At 34.0% G+C, this 21,190-nt stretch carries 16 protein-coding genes and 4 tRNA genes; 2 read left to right on the forward strand and 18 right to left on the reverse strand.

Going from position 1 to position 21,190, the window contains the following annotated elements:
* Positions 1 to 40: 40 nt before the first annotated feature.
* Positions 41 to 1,471 carry a peptidylprolyl isomerase gene (locus ACJ6WR_RS05305; RefSeq protein WP_039120388.1) on the reverse strand — a complete coding sequence of 477 codons (1,431 nt, stop codon included), beginning with the start codon at positions 1,469 to 1,471 and terminating at the stop codon, positions 41 to 43.
* Positions 1,472 to 2,038: 567 nt separating this feature from the next.
* Between ACJ6WR_RS05305 and ACJ6WR_RS05310 the strand changes: the two genes are divergently transcribed.
* The gene (locus ACJ6WR_RS05310; protein WP_409417260.1) at positions 2,039 to 3,472 is read left to right on the forward strand and encodes an alpha-amylase; all 1,434 of its coding nucleotides are present in this window, start codon (positions 2,039 to 2,041) and stop codon (positions 3,470 to 3,472) included.
* 175 nt (positions 3,473 to 3,647) lie between these two features.
* Positions 3,648 to 5,237, forward strand: a complete 1,590-nt coding sequence (locus tag ACJ6WR_RS05315) for a peptide chain release factor 3 (protein ID WP_039111367.1) — start codon at positions 3,648 to 3,650, stop codon at positions 5,235 to 5,237.
* A gap of 272 nt (positions 5,238 to 5,509) precedes the next feature.
* On the opposite strand, the gene ACJ6WR_RS05320 is transcribed toward ACJ6WR_RS05315, so the two are convergent.
* The 17 genes from ACJ6WR_RS05320 to rpsU form a co-directional block, all read right to left on the reverse strand.
* The gene (locus ACJ6WR_RS05320; protein ID WP_039117576.1) at positions 5,510 to 5,821 is read right to left on the reverse strand and encodes a DUF3467 domain-containing protein; all 312 of its coding nucleotides are present in this window, start codon (positions 5,819 to 5,821) and stop codon (positions 5,510 to 5,512) included.
* Between the two features lie 11 nt (positions 5,822 to 5,832).
* A complete protein-coding gene (gene rpoC, locus ACJ6WR_RS05325) occupies positions 5,833 to 10,143 on the reverse strand; it encodes a DNA-directed RNA polymerase subunit beta' (protein WP_039111369.1) in 4,311 nt (1,436 codons plus the stop codon).
* A 289-nt stretch (positions 10,144 to 10,432) separates the two neighbouring features.
* Positions 10,433 to 14,245, reverse strand: a complete 3,813-nt coding sequence (gene rpoB / locus ACJ6WR_RS05330; protein ID WP_039111370.1) for a DNA-directed RNA polymerase subunit beta — start codon at positions 14,243 to 14,245, stop codon at positions 10,433 to 10,435.
* Positions 14,246 to 14,508: 263 nt separating this feature from the next.
* A complete protein-coding gene (gene rplL / locus ACJ6WR_RS05335) occupies positions 14,509 to 14,877 on the reverse strand; it encodes a 50S ribosomal protein L7/L12 (RefSeq protein WP_039111372.1) in 369 nt (122 codons plus the stop codon).
* 93 nt (positions 14,878 to 14,970) lie between these two features.
* The gene (gene rplJ, locus ACJ6WR_RS05340) at positions 14,971 to 15,471 is read right to left on the reverse strand and encodes a 50S ribosomal protein L10 (RefSeq protein WP_039111374.1); all 501 of its coding nucleotides are present in this window, start codon (positions 15,469 to 15,471) and stop codon (positions 14,971 to 14,973) included.
* Positions 15,472 to 15,493: 22 nt separating this feature from the next.
* Positions 15,494 to 16,183 carry a 50S ribosomal protein L1 gene (gene rplA / locus ACJ6WR_RS05345; RefSeq protein ID WP_039111376.1) on the reverse strand — a complete coding sequence of 230 codons (690 nt, stop codon included), beginning with the start codon at positions 16,181 to 16,183 and terminating at the stop codon, positions 15,494 to 15,496.
* 13 nt (positions 16,184 to 16,196) lie between these two features.
* The gene (rplK, locus tag ACJ6WR_RS05350) at positions 16,197 to 16,634 is read right to left on the reverse strand and encodes a 50S ribosomal protein L11 (protein WP_035619182.1); all 438 of its coding nucleotides are present in this window, start codon (positions 16,632 to 16,634) and stop codon (positions 16,197 to 16,199) included.
* Positions 16,635 to 16,701: 67 nt separating this feature from the next.
* Positions 16,702 to 17,253, reverse strand: a complete 552-nt coding sequence (nusG, locus tag ACJ6WR_RS05355) for a transcription termination/antitermination protein NusG (protein ID WP_039111377.1) — start codon at positions 17,251 to 17,253, stop codon at positions 16,702 to 16,704.
* Between the two features lie 10 nt (positions 17,254 to 17,263).
* Entirely contained in the window at positions 17,264 to 17,461 is a 198-nt protein-coding gene (gene secE, locus ACJ6WR_RS05360; protein ID WP_035619188.1) for a preprotein translocase subunit SecE, read from the reverse strand.
* Between the two features lie 16 nt (positions 17,462 to 17,477).
* A tRNA-Trp gene (locus ACJ6WR_RS05365) sits at positions 17,478 to 17,548 on the reverse strand.
* Between the two features lie 59 nt (positions 17,549 to 17,607).
* Positions 17,608 to 18,795 (reverse strand): elongation factor Tu, encoded by a 1,188-nt coding sequence (gene tuf / locus ACJ6WR_RS05370; protein ID WP_039111379.1) that lies wholly within the window; start codon positions 18,793 to 18,795, stop codon positions 17,608 to 17,610.
* A gap of 55 nt (positions 18,796 to 18,850) precedes the next feature.
* Positions 18,851 to 18,922 (reverse strand) — tRNA-Thr (locus ACJ6WR_RS05375).
* A gap of 118 nt (positions 18,923 to 19,040) precedes the next feature.
* A tRNA-Tyr gene (locus ACJ6WR_RS05380) sits at positions 19,041 to 19,121 on the reverse strand.
* Positions 19,122 to 19,176: 55 nt separating this feature from the next.
* Positions 19,177 to 19,250, reverse strand: a tRNA-Thr gene (locus ACJ6WR_RS05385).
* Between the two features lie 90 nt (positions 19,251 to 19,340).
* The gene (gene hpf, locus ACJ6WR_RS05390; RefSeq protein WP_035619362.1) at positions 19,341 to 19,643 is read right to left on the reverse strand and encodes a ribosome hibernation-promoting factor, HPF/YfiA family; all 303 of its coding nucleotides are present in this window, start codon (positions 19,641 to 19,643) and stop codon (positions 19,341 to 19,343) included.
* A gap of 34 nt (positions 19,644 to 19,677) precedes the next feature.
* Positions 19,678 to 20,571 (reverse strand): tyrosine-type recombinase/integrase, encoded by an 894-nt coding sequence (locus tag ACJ6WR_RS05395; protein ID WP_039111381.1) that lies wholly within the window; start codon positions 20,569 to 20,571, stop codon positions 19,678 to 19,680.
* A 76-nt stretch (positions 20,572 to 20,647) separates the two neighbouring features.
* Positions 20,648 to 20,842, reverse strand: coding sequence for a 30S ribosomal protein S21 (gene rpsU, locus ACJ6WR_RS05400; RefSeq protein WP_039111382.1), 195 nt, complete (start codon positions 20,840 to 20,842; stop codon positions 20,648 to 20,650).
* Between the last annotated feature and the right edge of the window lie 348 nt (positions 20,843 to 21,190).

The following is a 21,190-nucleotide window of genomic DNA, read 5'->3' on the forward strand; positions in this document are numbered from 1 at the left end:
GAATACATAAAACTAACTCTTTTTATTTATTATATAAAAATTATTTTTTCAACCAATTATTTGTAAAAGTACAATCTCTGTACTCACCAAGAATTTTAATATAAGTTTCTTTTATTTTTTCATCAAACCATTTTGCAATAGCTTTAATTTGTTTTTCTTTTAAAGCTAAATCTTTAATCTTGATATAATCTTTAGCGTAATCAGCAGTATGCGATTCAATTCTTTTAGTTACAGTAATTAGTTTGTAACTTTTTTTCCCTTGTGGATCTGTATCTAAAACTGGTTGCGAAACTTCGTTATCTTTTAAATTAGAAACCTGAGCATATAACGTAGGATCCATTTTTGTTAATTCAAAACGTGTGTCTTGTGTATTCGGATTAATCAAGGCTCCACCGTTTGCACGTGTCTCTTTTTCATCAGAATCTGCTCTGGCTGCTTCTGCAAAAGTTACTTTCTTATCTATTATTTTCTCTCTAATTCCAGTAATTCTTTCTTTTGCTTCTTTCAAAGCATCTTCAGAAACTACAGGAGCAATCAAGATATGACGCAACTCAACTTCTTGTCCTTTAATTTTATCTACTTTTATGATATGAAATCCGAAGGTAGTTTCAAAAGGGGCAGAAATTTCTCCTTCCTGAAGACTAAAAGCAATATCCTTAAATTCTTTTACAAAAGGTGTTTTTCTCGTCATCTTATAATATCCTCCATTCGAACTCGAACCTGGATCTTGAGAATATAAAACCGCCTTAGTTGCAAAACTAGCACCGTCTTCTACATCTTTTTTAATACCATTTAAACGGTCGATTACCTTTTTCTTTTCTACATCCGAAATTTTAGGATTCACCACAATTTGTGCTACTTCCATCTCTGCTCCAAATGTTGGCAATTCACTTTCTGGTATTTTCTTGAAGAAATTACGAACTTCCTCAGGAGTAATTTCTACTCCATCGATGATCTTCTTTTGCATCTCTGATGCTAACTTTTGCTCTTTTAAGATATCAGCAAAATAAGTTTTGAATTCTTCAACTGAATTCTTTTTGTAATACTGAACAACTTTGTTTATATCTCCAATTTGCTGAACCATATAATTTAATCGTTCATCCATCATGCCTTTTACTTCAGCATCACTTACAATGATACTATCCTGAATAGCCTGATGTGCATATAATTTATCTTCTAGAAGTTTTCCTAGCATCTGACATCTTGAAACATCTTTTATAGATCCTCCTTGACTACTAATTTCTAAGTATCCTTTATCGATATCTGAATCTAAAATAATGTAATCACCTACAGTAGCGATAATACCATCAATTTTTTGTTTCTGATTACTTTTAACTACAACTGGCTTTGCAATAACCGTATCCTTAATAATTTCTTGCGCTCTGGTTAGCGAATTGAAAAGAAGCAAAAAACTTATTGTAAATACAAATTGACAATTGATAGTTTTTATTCGTAATTTTTTTAATAGCATTAGTTAAAAATTTAATTTGATGTAAAGAAGCTTTATTATTTAGCATTAATGGCTTACAAATATAGTAAACCGTATATTTCAATATATATTTTAAATGTTCAGAAAATAAAAATCTTTACAAATCTAACAAACATTGCTTAATTATCTTATAACGAACAAAAATAACAATTCAATCACATAATACAAGTTTACTTATTACTATTAACAAAAAATTATATGCAACTAAAAAAATTCTCTTATTCAAGAATTAATCACATCTTATTTTTGAAACTATTTAGAAAACCCAACTAGCCTATATTTGATTAAACCCCATCCTAAAAAACTCAAAAAAGGCAAGTACAAACAGTTCATTTTTAACCAAATAAACAAAAGTTTTCAACACTACAACGTTTTCGCTTATTAAATAAAATCTCAAAGCAATTAGCTACATAAGTTTTACATACATTCGATATGTGATTATTAAAATTTAGCATTTAAAAACAGTAATTAAACAATTAATTGGCTAATTATTTAATTAATCACAATTTGATTACCCAAATCCTTAATTAACCTAAAAATCATTTAATTATGAAAAAACAAATTGTAAAACTTTATTTAATTACTGCTTTAACAGCTTTTTTTTACTCCTGTAGCTCTAATGAAAATACAGAATCTGAAATTGCAGCAGCAAATTCTCAGTTCAAAGTAATAAATGTGACAAAGCATGATGGGCGTCCATTTAGCACAGGAACTCCTACTACAGGAAAATATGTTGCCAATCCTGGCGGAGGCGTAATGATGCAAGCATTTTATTGGGATGTTCCTGCTGGCGGTAACTGGTGGAATACATTAAATACCAAAATTACCGATTGGTCTAATGCCGGAATTGGCTCTATTTGGTTACCTCCTGCGTCAAAAGCGCAAAATGGTGCTTTTTCTATGGGTTATGATCCTACAGATTATTTTGATTTTGGAGATTATAATCAAAATGGCTCTACAGAAACCAGATTTGGATCAAAAACAGAACTTGTGAGCTTAATCAGCAAAGTACATGCTGAAAATATGCAAGTATATGCCGATATAGTAATTAATCATAATAGTGGCGGGCAATCAGAAGCGAATCCGTTTACAGGAACTAATACCTGGACCAACTTTAGCGGAGTTGCTTCAGGAAAATTCACTCGTAATTATAATGATTTTTATAAAAACAGTTACGGTAATAATGACGAAGGTGCTTTTGGCGGTTTCCCTGATTTATGCCACGCAAATCCTCATGTACAAGATTGGTTATGGCTAAGAGCTGACGGAGTTGGTAAGTATTATAAAAACACTATGAAATTTGATGGATGGAGATTTGATTATGTAAAAGGATTTGGTGCTTGGGTTGTAAATTCCTGGAATGCTAATGTAGGCGGCTTTTCGGTTGGGGAATTATGGGATTCGAACGTGAACGTATTAAATGATTGGGCAAATAATGCCAATAGCTCTGTATTCGATTTTGCGTGTTATTATAAAATGAATGATGCTTTTGACGGAAATAATCTTGCGTTATTAAATGACGACATGATGTGGAAAAGAAACCCATACAAAGCCGTTACATTTGTGTCAAATCATGATACTGATGAAATTTCTAATAAATTACTAGCCTATTCTTATATTTTAACTCACGAAGGATATCCAACTATTTTTTATAGAGATTATGAAGAATGGCTTGATAAAAACAAATTAAATAACCTTATCTGGATTCACAACAATAAAGCGACTGGAACAACTTCTATTTTATATGCAGACAATGATGAATATATTGCCCGCAGAAACGGATATAACGGAAACCCCGGATTAGTGGTATACATCAATAATTCGTCAACATGGCAAGAAAGATGGATACAAACAAACTGGGCAACCACTCAGATAAAAGACTTTACAGGAAGTTCTAGTTGGCTTCCTACAACACAAGCTGATCAATGGGTAAAAATTCAATGTCCTCCAAAAGGATACACTGTTTGGTCGATTAACAATTAATTATTACCTAAAAAACATATTTAATTTTGAGGCTGATTATTTAAATCAGCCTCTTTTTTATTCAAACAATCAAATAATAGCAACAAATTTTATAAACTAAACGGACTTAAATAAGAAGCTAATATTTTTATTAAGCCGTAATTAATAGTACTTTTGCAAACTATTGATATTAAATATGAGCTTTTTAAAAGAAATACAACGTAGAAGAACATTTGGAATTATTTCGCATCCCGATGCTGGAAAAACAACATTAACCGAAAAACTATTGTTATTTGGGGGTGCTATCCAAGAAGCAGGTGCTGTAAAAAACAATAAAATAAAAAAAGGAGCTACGAGTGATTTCATGGAAATCGAGCGTCAGAGAGGAATTTCGGTTTCTACATCTGTATTAGCCTTTAATTATAAAGATAAAAAAATTAACATCCTTGATACACCTGGACACAAGGATTTTGCAGAAGATACTTTTAGAACTTTAACCGCTGTAGATAGTGTAATCGTTGTAATAGACGTTGCAAAAGGGGTTGAGGAACAAACCGAAAAATTAGTTGCAGTATGTAGAATGCGTAAAATTCCGATAATTGTTTTTATAAACAAATTAGATCGTGAAGGTAAAGATGCATTTGATTTGATGGATGAAGTTGAACAAAAATTAGGCTTAACTGTAACTCCATTAAGTTTCCCTATTGGTATGGGATATGATTTTCAGGGAATCTATAACTTATGGGAGCAAAATATCAACTTATTCAGTGGAGATAGCCGTAAAAACATTGAAGAAACTATAGCTTTCTCTGATGTTCAAAACCCTGAACTAGAAAAAATTATTGGTCAAAAACCTGCTGATAAACTACGTGAAGAATTAGAATTAATTGATGAAGTTTATCCTAAATTTGATCGTCAGGATTATTTAGACGGAAAATTACAACCAGTATTTTTTGGCTCCGCTTTAAATAACTTTGGAGTACGTGAATTACTAGATTGTTTTGTTACTATCGCACCTTCACCAAGACCAAAAGATTCTGAAACTCGTTTAGTTGATCCAACTGAAGAAAAAATGACTGGTTTTGTATTTAAAATACACGCCAATATGGATCCTAAACACAGAGACCGTTTAGCATTTATAAAAATTGTTTCGGGTACTTTCGAAAGAAACAAACCATATTACCACGTTCGCCAGAAAAAGAACTTAAAATTTTCTAGTCCGAATGCATTCTTTGCAGAGAAGAAAGAAATTGTAGACATTTCATATCCTGGTGATATTGTTGGTTTACATGATACTGGAAATTTTAAAATTGGTGATACCTTAACTGAGGGTGAAATAATGAGTTTCAAAGGAATTCCGAGTTTCTCTCCAGAACATTTTAGATACATCAATAATGCCGACCCAATGAAAGCTAAGCAATTAGACAAAGGGGTTGACCAATTAATGGATGAAGGTGTTGCGCAGTTATTTACTCTTGAGATGAATAACCGTAAGGTAATCGGAACTGTTGGAGCGCTACAATATGAGGTAATCCAATACCGTTTAGAACATGAATATGGTGCAAAATGTACGTATGAAAATTTCCCTGTTCACAAAGCTTGTTGGGTAAAACCTGATGATGCCAAAAATGATGAATTCAAAGAGTTCAAACGTATCAAGCAAAAATTCTTAGCAAAAGACAAATATGGTCAATTAGTATTTTTAGCAGATTCTGACTTTACAATACAAATGACTCAAAATAAATATCCAAGTGTAAAATTATTTTTCACTTCTGAATTTGAATAATTATCCGATTCAACGTTATATAAAAAAAGCGCTACTTATATAAGTAGCGCTTTTTTTGAATCTGAATTAATAAAATAACCTCGAGTATTCAATTTTAGGAACTTGCAAGATAAAAAAATGTGCATTCTAGGCGAAATTTAATCGATAAAGCGAATTAAAATCGGATAAAGTACTTATTAGAATAAATTCAAGAAGCCTTTTTTTGATCAAAACATAAATCACAAATTCTCTTATATAAAAAAAGCTCCATTTCTGGAGCTTTTTTATTTAAATTATGCTTGTCCTGCTGGACCGAAGTTAAGCGGTATTGGTGCTTGTTCAGTTTCTTTGATTTCGCCATGAGCGGTTTCAAAGCGATGAATATTTTCACCAATTGCTCTTAACAATCGTTTAGCATGTTGTGGTGTCAAGACAATTCTTGACTTTACCTTGGCTTTAGGAATACCTGGCATAATGCTTACAAAATCTAAAACAAATTCTGAAGAAGAATGATTGATAATTGCTAAATTAGAATAAATTCCTTCAGCGATTTTTTCATCTAACTCAATATTAATTTGCTCTTGTTGTTGATTCGGATTACTCATAGTTTCCTAAATTAATAAATATACTCTTCTTTATTAGCCATCATTTCATTGTAATCATCTTTAGAACCTACAATTGTATGATCGTATTCTCTCATACCTGTTCCTGCAGGAATTCTATGTCCAACAATTACATTTTCTTTCAATCCTTCTAAGTAATCTACTTTACCTGCTACTGCAGCTTCGTTAAGTACTTTAGTTGTTTCTTGGAAAGAAGCAGCAGAAATAAATGATTTAGTTTGTAGCGAAGCTCTTGTAATACCTTGTAAAACTGGCGTTGCAGTTGCAGTAATTACATCTCTAGCTACAACTAGATTTTTATCTGTACGTTTTAATAATGAATTTTCATCACGTAAATCACGAGGAGAAATAATCTGACCCGCTTTTAATACACTAGAATCTCCAGCATCTTCAACAACTTTCATTCCGTATAATTTATCGTTTTGAACGATGAAATCTTTAGTATGAATTAGTTGATCTTCTAAGAATAAAGTATCACCTGGGTCTTGTACTCTTACTTTACGCATCATCTGACGAATAACAACCTCGAAGTGTTTGTCATTGATTTTTACCCCTTGTAAACGGTATACCTCTTGAATTTCATTTACCAAGTACTGTTGAACAGCAGCTGGACCTTGAATTCTTAAAATATCGTCTGGAGTAATAGCACCGTCTGACAATGGTACACCTGCTCTAACGAAGTCATTCTCCTGAACTAGAATTTGGCTTGATAATTTAACCAAGTATTTTCTAATGTCACCAAATTTAGATTCGATAACAATCTCACGGTTACCTCTTTTGATTTTTCCAAAAGAAACAACTCCATCAATTTCAGAAACTACAGCTGGGTTTGAAGGATTACGAGCCTCTAACAACTCTGTAATTCTTGGTAAACCTCCAGTAATATCTCCTGATTTAGAAGAACGACGTGGAATTTTTACCAATACTTTACCAGCTTTAATTTTCTCACCATTTTCAACCATCAAGTGGGCTCCAACAGGTAAGTTATAAGAACGAATCAATTCACCTTCTTTACCGTAAACCAATAAAGTTGGGATTAATTTTTTAGCTCTAGATTCAGAAATTACTTTTTCCTGGAATCCTGTTTGCTCATCAATTTCAACCATGAACGATTGTCCTTGCTCTAAATCTTCGTAAGCAATTTTACCAGTAAACTCAGAAACGATAACTCCATTATATGGATCCCATTTACAAATTACATCACCTTTAACAACCGATTGACCATCTTTAACAAAGATACTTGAACCGTAAGGAATGTTGTTTGTACTTAATAAGATACCTGTTCTTTCATCAATTAATTTTAATTCGGTAGAACGAGAAACTACAATATCAACTGAGTTACCTTCGTTATCCTCACCTTTAACAGTTTTTAAATCTTCGATTTCTAGTTTACCGTTAAATCTTGTAACGATGCTAGACTCCTCAGAAATACCACCCGCAACCCCTCCAACGTGGAAAGTACGTAATGTTAACTGTGTACCTGGCTCTCCAATAGATTGAGCAGCAATTACTCCAACTGCTTCTCCTCTTTGAGTCATTTTACCAGTAGCTAAGTTTCTACCGTAACATTTAGCACAAATACCTTTAAGCGCTTCACAAGTTAATGGAGAACGAACTTCAACTTTCTCTACTGGAGAAGCTTCAATCGCTTTCATTATAGCTTCTGTGATTTGCTCACCAGATCTAACTAAATAGTCACTAGTTAAAGGATTAATTACATCTTGTAATGCAACACGTCCTAAAATTCTTTCTCCTAATGATTCTACAATCTCCTCATTCTTTTTCAATGCAGAAACTTCAACACCTCTAAGAGTACCACAATCCTCAATGTTAACAATAACATCTTGAGAAACGTCATGTAATCTTCTAGTTAAGTAACCAGCATCGGCAGTTTTAAGAGCCGTATCCGCAAGACCTTTACGAGCACCGTGAGTAGAGATAAAGTACTCAAGGATAGAAAGACCTTCCTTAAAGTTAGAAAGAATCGGGTTTTCAATAATCTCACCACCACCAGCAGTAGATTTTTTAGGCTTAGCCATCAAACCACGCATACCAGTTAACTGACGAATCTGTTCCTTAGAACCCCTCGCCCCAGAGTCAAGCATCATATATACCGAGTTGAAACCTTGTTGGTCTTCTCTAATATTTTTCATTGCTAACTCAGTTAATTGAGCATTTGCAGAAGTCCATACGTCAATAACTTGGTTGTAACGTTCGTTATTAGTAATAAGACCCATGTTATAATTCACAGAAATACCTTCAACTTGCTCTCTGGCATCTGCAATTAATTTTGTTTTTTGTTCTGGAATTCTAATATCACCAAGAGAGAATGATAAACCTCCTCTAAATGCGAATTTATACCCCATATCTTTCATATTGTCCAAGAAGGCAGCCGTCATAGGTACATTGGTAGCGCTTAAAACGTGTCCAATAATATCTCTAAGGTTTTTCTTAGTCAATACATCATTTATGTATCCTGCAGCTTCTGGTACCACTTCATTAAACAATACACGACCTGCGGTAGTTTTAATAATCTGATACACTAATTCTCCAGCTTCATTAAAATCTTTTGCTCTAATTCTCACTGAAGCATTCAATTCTAATCTTCCTTCATTTAATGCAATATTCACTTCTTCTGCAGAGTAAAAAGTTAAGCCTTCACCTAAAATTTTATGATCTGGAGTAGAAAGACGCTCTTTGGTCATATAGTATAGACCCAAGACCATATCCTGAGAAGGTACAGTAATTGGCGCACCGTTAGCAGGGTTCAAGATATTGTGAGAAGCCAACATTAATAATTGAGCTTCCAAAATAGCCTCTGGTCCTAATGGTAAGTGTACCGCCATTTGATCCCCATCAAAATCGGCATTAAATGCCGTACAAACTAACGGGTGCAATTGGATTGCTTTTCCTTCAATTAATTTTGGTTGGAATGCCTGGATACCTAATCTGTGTAACGTAGGAGCACGATTCAGTAATATTGGGTGACCTTTAATTACATTTTCAAGGATATCCCAAACTACAGGCTCTTTTTTGTCTATAATTTTCTTAGCAGATTTTACCGTTTTAACAATACCTCTTTCTATCAATTTACGGATAACGAAAGGCTTGTAAAGCTCAGATGCCATATCTTTAGGGATACCACATTCGAACAATTTTAATTCCGGTCCAACAACAATTACCGAACGAGCAGAATAATCCACACGTTTTCCTAAAAGGTTTTGACGGAAGCGTCCTTGTTTACCTTTTAATGAATCTGATAATGATTTTAATGGTCTGTTTGATTCTGTTTTAACTGCAGAAGCTTTACGAGTGTTATCAAATAATGAATCTACAGATTCTTGTAACATACGCTTTTCGTTTCTTAAGATAACTTCTGGAGCTTTAATCTCCATTAATCTTTTCAAACGGTTGTTACGTATAATTACACGACGGTATAAATCATTTAAATCTGAAGTTGCAAAACGACCTCCATCAAGTGGCACAAGCGGACGTAATTCTGGTGGAATAACTGGAACCACTTTCATAATCATCCATTCTGGACGGTTTTCGCGGTTTAAGTTAGACTCACGGAAAGACTCAACTACTTGTAATCTTTTTAACGCTTCTGTTTTACGTTGTTTAGATGTTTCATTGTTAGCACTGTGTCTTAGTTGGTAAGATAACTCATCTAAGTCGATACGTGCTAATAAATCCATAATACACTCTGCTCCCATTTTGGCAACAAATTTATTAGGATCAAAATCATCTAAATATTGATTGTCCTGAGGAAGAGAATCTAAAATATTTAAATATTCTTCTTCAGTTAAAAAGTCTAATCTTTGTAAAGATTCTCCATCTGCATTTTTAGCAATACCTGCTTGAATTACTACGTATCTTTCGTAGTAAATAATCATATCTAATTTCTTAGAAGGAAGTCCAAGGATATAACCAATTTTATTAGGAAGAGAACGGAAGTACCAGATATGAGCAATAGGCACAACAAGGTTGATATGTCCTACTCTATCACGACGTACTTTTTTCTCAGTAACTTCAACACCACAACGGTCACATATAATACCTTTGTAACGAATTCTTTTGTATTTACCACAAGCACATTCAAAATCCTTAACAGGTCCGAAGATTCTTTCGCAAAAAAGTCCGTCACGTTCTGGTTTGTGAGTTCTGTAGTTTATTGTTTCTGGCTTTAAAACCTCTCCTCTTGATTCTTTCAAGATAGATTCTGGTGAAGCCAATCCAATAGAGATTTTATTAAATCTTTTAACTGGATTTTTATCTTTATTATTATTTCTATTATTCATCATAGTTTTTACTATTGATTTATTTGCTATTAAAAATTGATTTTAGATTATAATCTACATCTTTTAAAAGTTACCTTATAAAAGAGTTAAATCATTACGCTGCTACCTCGGGTTACTTCTCTAAACTTCAAACTCAATTTTTGAAGCGCTAGTTATAAAATGCCTTGCATTGTTATAAAAAATCGGAACGGGTTACGGGTATAAATCTTAAAAACTTTAATTCTGGTAAACAGTTTCAGTCCCAGTTTTCAGCGTTGAACTGAATACTGAGACTGTGACTGATAACTTATATTTATTCTTCTAGACGAATATCAAGTCCTAGACCTTTCAATTCGTGCATCAATACATTGAATGATTCTGGTAAACCTGGTTCTGGCATAGACTCTCCCTTAACGATTGCTTCGTAAGTTTTAGCTCTACCAATAACGTCATCCGATTTAACAGTTAAGATTTCACGTAGTGTACTTGATGCTCCATAAGCCTCAAGTGCCCAAACCTCCATCTCTCCAAAACGCTGACCTCCAAATTGAGCTTTACCTCCAAGTGGTTGTTGAGTAATCAACGAGTATGGTCCGATAGAACGTGCGTGCATCTTATCATCTACCATGTGTCCTAATTTCAACATGTAAATTACACCTACAGTTGCTCTTTGGTGGAAACGTTCTCCAGTTCCTCCATCATATAAATATGTATGACCGAATCTTGGTATTCCCGCTTCGTCAGTCAATTCATTGATTTGATCTAAAGTAGCACCATCAAAAATTGGAGTAGCAAATTTTCTACCTAAATTTTGTCCAGCCCAACCTAAAACCGTTTCATAAATCTGACCAATGTTCATACGAGATGGTACCCCAAGTGGATTCAATACGATATCTACAGGTGTTCCGTCTTCAAGGAAAGGCATATCTTCATGACGAACGATTCTTGCAACAATACCTTTGTTACCGTGACGTCCTGCCATTTTATCCCCTACTTTCAACTTACGTTTTTTAGCAATATAAATTTTTGCTAATTTCAAGATTCCAGCTGGTAATTCATCTCCAACAGTAATAGTGAATTTCTCTCTTCTTAAAGATCCTTGTAAGTCATTCAGCTTAATTTTATAGTTATGAATTAAATCATTAACCATTTTATTAGTAGCATCATCAGCAACCCATTGACCTTTACTTAAGTGAGCAAAATCTTCTACAGCATAAAGCATTTTTTGAGTATATTTTTTACCTTTTGGTAAAACTTCTTCACCCAAATCATTCATTACACCTTGAGATGTTTTACCGTTAACGATCAAGAATAATTTTTCAACCAATCTGTCTTTTAATTCAACAAATTTAGTTTCAAATTCCATTTCTAAAGCGCCTAAAGCATCTTTATCTTGTGTACGTTTACGTTTATCTTTTACGGCTCTTGCAAATAATTTTTTGTCAAGAACTACACCATGTAAAGAAGGAGAAGCTTTTAATGAAGCATCTTTAACATCACCTGCTTTATCACCGAAGATTGCACGAAGCAATTTCTCTTCAGGAGTAGGATCTGATTCTCCTTTTGGAGTAATTTTTCCGATAAGAATGTCGCCAGGTTTAACCTCTGCTCCAATTCTAATCATACCGTTTTCATCTAAATCTTTAGTAGCTTCTTCAGAAACGTTAGGAATATCATTAGTTAACTCTTCGTTACCTAATTTTGTATCTCTAACTTCTAATGAATAATCATCTACGTGAATTGACGTAAAGATATCATCACGAACTACTTTTTCAGAAATTACAATCGCATCCTCAAAGTTATATCCTTTCCATGGCATGAACGCAACTTTTAGGTTACGACCTAAAGCTAATTCTCCATTTTGTGTAGCATATCCTTCTGACAATACTTGACCAAGTGCAACTCTATCACCTTTCTTAACGATTGGTTTCAAGTTAATACTTGTTCCTTGATTGGTTTTTCTAAATTTAATTAGATTATATGTTTTTTCATCAGACTCAAAACTAACCATTCTTTCTTCTTCAGAACGATCGTATTTAATAGTAATGATGTTTGCATCAACATATTCTACTGTTCCATCACCTTCAGCATTAATCAATACTCTAGAATCAGACGCAACCTGACGCTCTAAACCTGTTCCTACAATAGGAGCTTCAGGGCGAATTAAAGGTACTGCCTGACGCATCATGTTTGATCCCATCAAGGCTCTATTCGCATCATCATGCTCTAAGAAAGGAATCAAAGATGCAGAAATAGAAGCAATTTGATTTGGAGCAACGTCTGTATAATCTACCTGAGTTGGTTCGATTACTGGGAAATCACCTTCCTGACGCGCAATTACGTTATCAGCAATAATTTTTCCTGTTGCATCCATTTCGATGTTTGCTTGTGCAATCATCATTCCTTCTTCTTCTTCAGCACTTAAATATACAGGAGTAGTTTCAAGATCTACAACACCGTTAGTTACTTTACGGTAAGGTGTTTCGATGAAACCCATTCCGTTAACTTTAGCATAGACACCAAGAGATGAAATCAAACCAATGTTTGGTCCCTCTGGAGTTTCAATTGGACATAAACGTCCGTAATGCGTATAGTGAACGTCACGTACCTCAAAACCAGCTCTTTCTCTAGAAAGTCCACCAGGTCCAAGTGCAGATAATCTTCTCTTGTGCGTAATCTCAGCTAGTGGATTCGTTTGATCCATAAATTGAGATAACTGGTTAGTACCAAAGAAAGAGTTAATAACTGATGATAATGTTTTAGCATTAATCAAATCAATTGGTGTAAACACCTCGTTATCTCTAACGTTCATTCTCTCACGAATAGTTCTAGCCATACGCGCTAAACCAACACCGAATTGTTGAGACAATTGTTCTCCAACTGTTCTAACACGACGGTTTGATAAGTGATCAATATCATCAATCTCTGCTTTAGAGTTGATTAACTCGATCAAATATTTTACAATGGTAATGATATCTTCTTTGGTAAGCACTTGCTTTTCCATTGGGATATCTAAACCAAGTTTTTTGTTCATTCTATAACGACCAACTTCACCTAAGTTATAACGTTGATCAGAGAAGAACAATTTATCTATAATACCACGAGCAGTTTCCTCATCAGGCGGTTCTGCGTTACGCAACTGACGGTAAATGTGCTCAACAGCTTCTTTTTCAGAGTTTGTTGGATCTTTTTGTAATGTATTGTGGATAATAGCATAATCTGCTTGATTATTATCCTCTTTATGTAACAAAATAGATTTAACGTTAGAATCGATGATTTCTTCAACATTATCTTTGTCGATAATAGTATCTCTATCAAGGATGATTTCGTTACGTTCGATAGAAACTACCTCACCAGTATCTTCATCTACGAAATCCTCGTGCCAAGTGTTTAATACACGTGCAGCAAGTCTTCTTCCAATATATTTTTTAATTCCTGTTTTAGAAACTTTAATTTCTTCAGCAAGGTCGAAAATTTCAAGGATATCCTTATCTCTTTCGAATCCAATTGCACGGAATAAAGTTGTAACAGGTAATTTTTTCTTTCTATCGATATAAGCGTACATTACGCTATTAATATCTGTAGAAAATTCTATCCAAGAACCTTTAAAAGGAATTACTCTGGCAGAATAAAGTTTTGTTCCATTTGCGTGGAATGATTGACCAAAGAAAACCCCTGGAGAACGGTGTAATTGAGATACTACTACACGCTCAGCACCATTGATAACAAAAGTACCGCTTGGAGTCATATAAGGTATTGTTCCAAGATAAACATCTTGTACAATAGTTTCAAAATCTTCGTGTTCTGGATCAGTACAATATAGTTTTAACCTAGCTTTTAAGGGCACACTATAAGTAAGACCTCTCTCTATACATTCTTGAATTGTATAACGTGGTGGATCAACAAAATAATCTAGGAACTCCAATACAAAGTTATTTCTTGTATCTGTGATTGGAAAGTTTTCCATGAAGGTGTTGTACAACCCTTCGTTGCCTCTTTCGTCAGATTTAGTTTCTAATTGAAAAAAATCTTTAAAAGATTTAACCTGAACATCTAGGAAATCTGGATATACAGGAATATTTTTTGTAGAGGCAAAATTCAATCTTTCAGTCTGATTTGTTATCATCAATGGACAAAATTTTGATTAAAAAAAAGTAATTTTTTGTGTAAAAACACACTGTTTAATCTATACTTTCTTATTATAATCAATACATCTTTAAAAATAAACTGACACAATTCTGTTTAATTTTTTTTCTTCGTATTGATCAAAAACTTTTTCGTATTTTAAACTATTTGATAATAAAACTTGTTATATTTTATTATACGAAAAATGGTTTAGGCCATTGAGATAACTCAAGACCTAAACCTAGTTCTTAAAACTGAGTTGAATTATTTAAGCTCAACTACAGCTCCAGCTTCTTCTAATGATTTTTTAAGACCTTCAGCCTCTTCTTTAGAAACACCTTCTTTAACGTTACTTGGAGCACTATCAACTACATCTTTAGCTTCTTTAAGACCTAAACCTGTAAGTTCTTTTACCAATTTAACTACAGCTAATTTAGAAGCACCAGCTTCTTTTAATACAACTGTAAATTCAGTTTGTGCTTCTTCAGCAGCTACATCACCACCAGCAGCAACTACAACAGCTGCAGCAGCAGGCTCAATACCATACTCGTCTTTTAATATTGTTGCTAATTCGTTAACTTCTTTAACTGTTAGGTTAACTAATTGTTCTGCGAATTGTTTCAAATCTGCCATTTTTTCTATCGTTTAAAATGATTTGTAAAATATAATTATTTATTGTGCGCTATTTAAGCAGCAAGGAAATAAGCTCCCTCGCATTTATAGTTATTATGCTTCTGCCTCTTCGCTGTTTGCGAATTGGTTTTGTAAAGCAGAGATAACTCTTTGAGCTGGAGATTGAAGTAATCCAATAAGTTCTCCAAGAAGTTCTTCTTTAGATTTGATAGTTGCTAACGCATCTAATTGATCATCTCCAATGTAAACTTCTGAATTAATATACGCTCCTTTTAAAACTGGTTTATCAGATTTCTTACGGAAATCTTTGATAATTTTTCCAGGTGCATTTGCAACATCTGAAATAAATATAGCGCTATTTCCTGTCAATACTGAAGGTAAATCACCATAGTCATTCGCAGAAGCTTCCATTGCTTTTGCAAGCAAAGTATTTTTAACAACTTCTAATTTAATACCTGCTTTAAAACAAGCTCTTCTCAAGTTTGAAGTTGTTTCTGCGTTTAATCCAGAAATATCAGATACATAAATAATATTTGTACCAGCTAACTGTGCAGTTAAATCTTCAATCGCGATTGATTTTTCTTCTCTAGTCATACTAAAAATTATTAACTACCAATTATACTGCTTTAGGGTCCAATGCAATTGCAGGACTCATAGTGCTTGTAAGGTGAATACCTTTAATGTAGGTACCTTTAGCAGCAGTTGGTTTAAGTTTGATTAATGTTTGAATAATTTCGTGTGCGTTGTCATAAATTTGTTCAGCTCCAAAAGAAACTTTACCAATTCCTGCGTGCACGATACCAGTTTTATCAACTTTAAAGTCAATTTTACCAGCTTTAACCTCTTGAACAGCTTTTGCAACATCCATAGTTACAGTACCTGTTTTAGGGTTTGGCATTAAACCTCTAGGTCCTAAAATACGACCTAATGGACCTAATTTTCCCATTACAGCTGGCATAGTGATGATAACATCAACATCTGTCCAACCATCTTTTATTTTTTGTAAATAATCATCAAGACCTACATAGTCTGCTCCTGCTGCTAAAGCTTCCGCTTCTTTGTCTGGAGTAACTAATGCTAATACTTTTACATCTTTACCAGTTCCGTGAGGTAATGTTACTACACCTCTAACCATTTGATTCGCTTTTCTTGGATCTACACCCAAACGCACTGCGATATCAACAGACTCATCAAATTTTGCAGAAGCTATAACTTTAATTAATGCAGCTGCATCTTTCAAAGAGTATAGTTTGTTCTTTTCAATTTTTGAAGCAGCCTCTTTTTGCTTTTTTGTCAATTTTGCCATGTCTTTCTCTTAATTAAAAAGGAGAATCTCCTGATACAGTTATACCCATAGATCTAGCTGTTCCAGCGACCATACTCATTGCAGACTCCATAGTGAATGCATTTAAGTCTGGCATCTTGTCTTCAGCAATAGCTCTAATTTGTTCCCAAGTAACACTAGCTACTTTTTTACGATTAGGCTCTCCTGAACCAGATTTTAGCTTTGCAGCTTCCATTAACTGAACTGCTGCTGGAGGAGTTTTTACAACAAAATCAAATGATTTGTCTTTATACACAGTAATTTGTACTGGGCATATTTTGCCAGGTTTATCTTGTGTTCTAGCATTAAATTGCTTACAGAACTCCATGATATTAACCCCAGCAGCTCCTAAAGCAGGTCCAACCGGTGGCGACGGATTCGCAGCACCTCCCTTAACTTGTAGTTTAACTACCTTACTAATTTCTTTAGCCATTTTTTAAAAAATTTAACACTGCAATTATTGGAAGCAATTGTAGTGGTTATTATAGATGTAACAAAAATTATACTTTTTCTACTTGCATAAAACTTAACTCTAATGGAGTTTTTCTTCCGAAAATCTTAACCATTACTTCTAGTTTACGCTTTTCTTCATTGATTTTTTCAACTGTTCCATTGAAACCGTTGAAAGGTCCATCAATTACCTTAATTGTTTCTCCTAGGTTAAAAGGAATTGAACGTGTATCTGTATTAACAGCCAGCTCATCTACCTTACCTAACATTCTATTTACCTCTGATAATCTAAGCGGAACAGGCTCACCACCTTTAATTTCGCCTAAAAAACCAATTACACTAGTTATTGATTTAATAATATGAGGTATTTCACCAACTAAATTGGCTTCGATCATAACATATCCAGGAAAATATACTTTATCCTTAGCTATTTTTTTTCCCTCTTTTACAGTTACAACTTTTTCAGTAGGAACTAAAACCTGAGAGACATAATCACCCATACCTAATCTGGCAATTTCAGTTTCGATGTAAGCTTTGACTTTATTCTCTTGTCCGCTTACTGCTCGAACGACATACCACTTTTTCACATTATTATCTGCCATTACAAAAAAATTACGCTTTTATCCAGTTAAAAAATCCAGCCAATGCTTTTGCAAAAAATTCATCTACTCCCCAAGTTGCCAAAGCGAATAAAACTGAAAATACAGCTACTACAATTGTCAATCGTTGTACTTCTGCCCAAGCTGGCCAAGTCACATTTGACTTCAATTCCTCGAATGCTTCTGATATGTAATTAACAACTTTTGTCATGATATATTTATTATTGCACGGGCGGAGGGATTCGAACCCCCATCAACGGTTTTGGAGACCGCTATTCTACCCTTGAACTACGCCCGTTTATTTAAAAAAACCAGTAGCAGCGAAGCCGCTACTGGTTTTATATTTGTTTTATAGAATTACTCTACAATCTCAGTTACCTGACCTGCACCTACAGTTCTACCACCTTCACGGATAGCAAAACGTAAACCTACGTTTAATGCGATTGGGCTTAACAAAGTAACATCAATAGTTAAGTTGTCTCCTGGCATAACCATCTCTACACCCGTTGGCAACATAATAACTCCAGTTACATCTGTTGTACGAACATAAAATTGTGGACGGTAGTTATTGTGGAATGGTGTGTGACGACCACCTTCTTCTTTTTTCAAGATATAAACCTCAGCTTTAAATTTAGCGTGTGGTTTAACTGAACCTGGCTTACAAATAACCATTCCTCTTTTGATGTCTTCTTTTTGAATACCTCTTAAAAGAATACCTACGTTATCTCCAGCTTCACCTCTATCAAGGATTTTACGGAACATCTCAACTCCTGTAATAGTAGAAGTTAATTTTTCAGCTCCCATACCAATGATTTCAACAGGATCTCCTGTATTAGCAACTCCAGTTTCGATACGACCTGTAGCAACAGTTCCACGACCTGTAATAGAGAATACATCTTCAACTGGCATCAAGAAAGGTTTTGCAACGTCTCTGATTGGCTCTTCGATCCAAGCATCAACAGCTTCCATCAATTCAAGAATTTTAGGAACCCAAGCAGGATCATTATTCAATCCTCCTAAAGCAGAACCTTGAACAACAGGACCATTATCTCCATCATACTCGTAGAAAGATAATAAATCTCTAATTTCCATTTCAACTAGCTCTAACAACTCAGCATCATCAACCATATCCACTTTGTTCATGAAAACAACGATTCTTGGAATACCAACCTGACGACCTAATAAGATATGCTCACGAGTTTGTGGCATTGGACCATCTGTAGCAGCAACAACAAGAATAGCACCATCCATTTGAGCAGCTCCAGTAACCATGTTCTTTACGTAATCCGCGTGACCAGGACAGTCAACGTGAGCGTAGTGACGGTTAGCAGTTTCGTACTCAACGTGTGATGTATTAATTGTAATACCTCTTTCTTTCTCCTCTGGAGCGTTGTCGATTTGATCAAACGATTTTGCTTGACAGTAACCTGCATCAGACAATACTTTAGTGATTGCTGCAGTTAATGTAGTTTTTCCGTGATCCACGTGTCCAATTGTACCTATGTTTAAGTGCGGTTTGGAACGATTAAAATTCTCCTTTGCCATTTTACTTAATTTTTAATCTTAGTTATATATTAATTTTCAATTTCCTACTTACTTGAGCCAATGTCGGGAATTGAACCCGAGACCTCTTCCTTACCAAGGAAGCACTCTACCCCTGAGCTACACCGGCAGAGTTTCAATTTTTAATTTTAGACTCTTGATTTTAGATTAAAAACAAAAACTGAATCAAATTCATTTTCTCTTTCAGAAATCTAAATTCTGAAATCATTAATCTGAAATCAAAATTGTGGGGAGAGCAGGATTCGAACCTGCGAAGTTCACACAGCAGATTTACAGTCTGCCCTCGTTGGCCGCTTGAGTATCTCCCCATTTTTTTTATCAACATTTGCATGACCTATTTCAAATCGCATTTGAAACATTTTGAGCCGGCGGAGGGACTCGAACCCACGACCTGCTGATTACAAATCAGCTGCTCTAGCCAACTGAGCTACGCTGGCAATTTCAATAAAAAAGTCCGCTATTTCTAACGGACTGCAAATGTAGCTATTTTATCTTTGTATCAAAACTTTTTTTGAAAAAAATTTACATTAAATATGTGTTCTTACCTTTTCTTTCCTTTTTACTAACAATCGTTCAAGTGATTCCGCCGAAAGCTCAACAGCCTCTTCAAAAGTTTTACACTGTTTTTTTACCAAAAAATCATCACCAGGAACATTGATTTTTATCTCAGCAATTTTATTCTCTTTATCACTGGTTTTTTCAACTTTTAAAAAAACATCTGCCGACACTACCCTGTCGTAATACTTTTCTAACTTATCCATTCTCTCTTGAACGAAATCTACTAATTTTCTGTCAACAGTAAAGTTAACCGCATGAACATCTACCTTCATAATAATTATTTTAGAATTAAACATTTCAGAATTCTTATTTATTCCTAGGATGTGCATCGGTATATACTTTTTTAAGAGCAGTTAAACTGCTATGAGTATACACTTGTGTAGATGCCAAACTTGAATGTCCTAACAATTCCTTGACTGAATTTAAATCGGCCCCGTTATTTAATAAGTGAGTCGCAAATGTATGGCGGAGAACATGAGGACTTTTTTTCACTTTTTCGGAGACTTTACTAAAGTATGAATTTATTAATCGATACACAAAGGTTTCATTTAATTTTAACCCTTTTTTAGTAATAAAAAAATAATCTTTATCAATAATATTTTCAACACTTTCGCGCTCTTTTACATACAACAAAAACTGTTCGGTAATTACAGGCAAAACAGGAATAACACGCTCTTTATTACGCTTACCCAACACTTTAATAGTACAAGCCGACGAATCGACATTATTTACCTGCAACCCGATTAATTCTGCCCTACGTATACCTGTAGTATAAAACAAATCGACTATCAATTTATTCCTCACTTCTTCAAAACCTACAGAATTCCCCATTTGACTCATCAAATCAATCAATTCTTTTTCAGAAAAAGGAATCTGTATTGTTTTAGGAGTTTTCAACGCTTTATGTTTCAGCATTGGATTAACTTCTATTTGTTTGATTTTTAAAAGAAATTTATAAAACGCTTTTAAAGAAGCCATTTTGCGATTAACAGAAACATTAGACACATTACTATCTACAAGCGAAACAATCCAAGACCTAATCTGACTATAATTTACCTGATCAATATTTTCCTGTTCAAAATGAAGCTTATTAAACGACTCAAAAGAAACGATATCGTTCATATAAGCATTCAGGGTATGCGGAGAGTATTTTTTCTCCAACTGAAGATATTCCTGAAATGCTTGTTTATTTGTTTTCATAAAATAAAAAAAACCGTTAGCATCAAAGTTATAAAATTTTGATGACTAACGGCATTTATTTGAATACAGATTTTATCTAACTCTCCAAGTTGTCTTTCATGTTTTGAATGTAAGCAGCTTTTTGAATTTTGATTCTATTTTTTACAGATGGCTTAATAAAAGCAGTACGTGCTCTTAACTGACGAACAGTTCCTGTTTTATCAAATTTTCTTTTATAGCGCTTTAATGCTCTATCGATATTTTCTCCGTCTTTAATTGGTATAATTAACATAATATTGACACCCCCTTTCGTTAAGTGTGCAAAAGTAAACATTATTTCCAATTACGAGTTATAAATTACGAATTATTTTTTTACAATATGTTTATTGAGAGAAGCGAGATGTAAAATCTAAAACGTGAAACATATTAAGACGTGAGTAACAACATCAATACAATTCTTTAATTTAATCTTTTCACATTTTACGAATCCCTTTTCACATATCTCTTTTCACATATCTCTTTTCACGTATCTCTTTTTACGTATCTCTTTTTACGTATCTCTTTTTACGTATCTTAATCGCAATGGAGAGTTGCGTGAGGGATTGCAGCGGAAATCCTTTTTTGTTCTTTCTTTTAGAAC

Origin of the sequence: Flavobacterium sp. PS2 (assembly GCF_046250155.1) — a bacterium.
Lineage (GTDB): Bacteria > Bacteroidota > Bacteroidia > Flavobacteriales > Flavobacteriaceae > Flavobacterium.